Below are 1,940 nucleotides of genomic sequence, written 5' to 3' on the forward strand. Positions count from 1 at the left end.
CACCGAAGTGGCCGGGCAGTCGGCCCATGTGATCGTCGCCAACCCCTATGGCGTGACCTGCAACGGCTGCGGTTTCATCAACACCCCGAAAGCCACCCTGACCACCGGCAAGCCGGTGATCGACAACGGCCAGATCCAGCGTTATCAGGTGGATCAGGGCAGCGTCGCCATCGAAGGCGCGGGGCTCAATGCGAGTAACGTCGACCAGTTCGAAATCATCACCCGCAGCGCCAGGATCAACGCCGAGATCCAGGCCCAGCACCTGGCGGTGATTGCCGGGGCCAACGACGTCGACGCCAAGACCTTGAACGCCACGGCGCGCGCCGCCAACCCGGCGGATGCACCGCAACTGGCCATCGACAGTAGCGCCCTGGGCGGCATGTACGCCGGGGCGATCAAGCTGGTGGGCACCGAGGCTGGGGTTGGGGTCAAGCTCGACGGCAAGCTGATCGCCAGCGGTGGCGACATCCAGCTCGATGCCAACGGCCAGTTGCGCATGGCGGACGCGAGCGCCGAGAAGGGCGCGGTGGCGATCAAGGCCGGCAGCCTCGATGCCCAGGGTGCGGTGTATGCCGGCAGCGAACTCAAGGTGCAGACCCAGGGCGACCTGAGCAACCAGAAAACCCTTGCCGCCCGCGACAGCATCCAGCTGGACAGCGGTGGCCAACTGAGCAACCACGGCATCATCGAAGCTGGGGTCAATGCCGATAACAGTCGCAACCCGAGCGGCGATGTCACGCTGACGGCGCAGACCCTGAACAACAATGGCCAGAGCGTGGTAGCCAGCCGCGATCTGACGGTCACGGCAACCCGGAGCCTGGACAACCAGGGTGGCACCCTGAGCGGACAGCGCCAGGTGACGGTCAGTGCCGGGACTCTGGATAACAGTCATCAGGGCAAGCTGCTGAGCGCCGAGCACCTGCAACTCAATGCCGATCTGGTGCGCAACGGCCAGGGCGGCCTGATCAAGAGCCAGCATTCCCTCAACGCCACCCTGGGCCACCTGGGCAACAGTGGTGGTGAGCTGTCGAGCCAGGGCAACAGCACCCTGGTGCTGGCCGGCATGGACAACCTCAGCGGCGTGGTGCTGGCGCAACAGGCCCTGAAGATCACCGGTACTGCGGAACTGGACAACCAGGGCGGGCTGCTGTCGGGCTGGCAGGGCCTGACCCTCAATGGCATCGGCCTGAACAACAGCAACCAGGGCACCGTCTCCAGCCTCAAGGGCGGTGTCGACATCACCCTCAACGACGCCTTGAACAACAGCCAGGGCGGCGCCCTGGTCAGCCAGCAGACCCTGGACGTCAAGGCCGCCAGCCTCGACAACAGCCACCAGGGGGTGATCTCCAGCGCCGGCGAGCAAAGCCTCAAACTGCGCGAGCGGCTGGACAACAGCCAGGGCGGCTCCATCGACAGCGCCGCCACCCTGACCTTGCAGGCCATGACCCTGGGCAACCAGGGCGGCACGCTCAACGCTGCCGGCGATCTGCAGTTTATCGGTCGCGACCTGGACAACCGCCACGGCACCTTCAGCGGCGAGCAGGGCGCCACCCTCGACCTGCTGGGGCGCTTGATCAACAACCAGGGCACCCTGTCTGCCGCTGGCCCCTTGCTGCTCAAGCGCAGCACTAAGGTTGAGAACCAGGGAGGCGAACTCTCCAGCCAGCAGTGGCTGCGGCTGTTCACCGAACACTTGGACAACCGCCGGAAGGGCCGGGTAGCGGCCAATGATTCGGTGTTGATCAGCGCCAGTGGTGAGGTGCAAAACAGCGACGGCGGCGAGATCCTCAGCCGCGAAGCCGACCTGCAACTCAATGCCGAGCGCCTGGATAATGCCAAGGGCCTGTTGCAGGCCAAGACCAGCCTGGGCCTTGAGGTTTCCGCAACTGCCGACAACCAGGGCGGGCAGGTCATTGCCGAGCAGGGCGAGCTGACGCTCA

Annotated in this window: 1 pseudogene; it reads left to right on the top strand. The window is 65.5% G+C overall.

The features are described from left to right. Positions 1-1,940 (top strand): annotated as a pseudogene (locus U873_RS0133145) (filamentous hemagglutinin); the annotation flags it as partial.

Source organism: Pseudomonas sp. PH1b, from assembly GCF_000633395.1.
In the GTDB taxonomy this organism is placed as follows: Bacteria; Pseudomonadota; Gammaproteobacteria; order Pseudomonadales; family Pseudomonadaceae; genus Aquipseudomonas.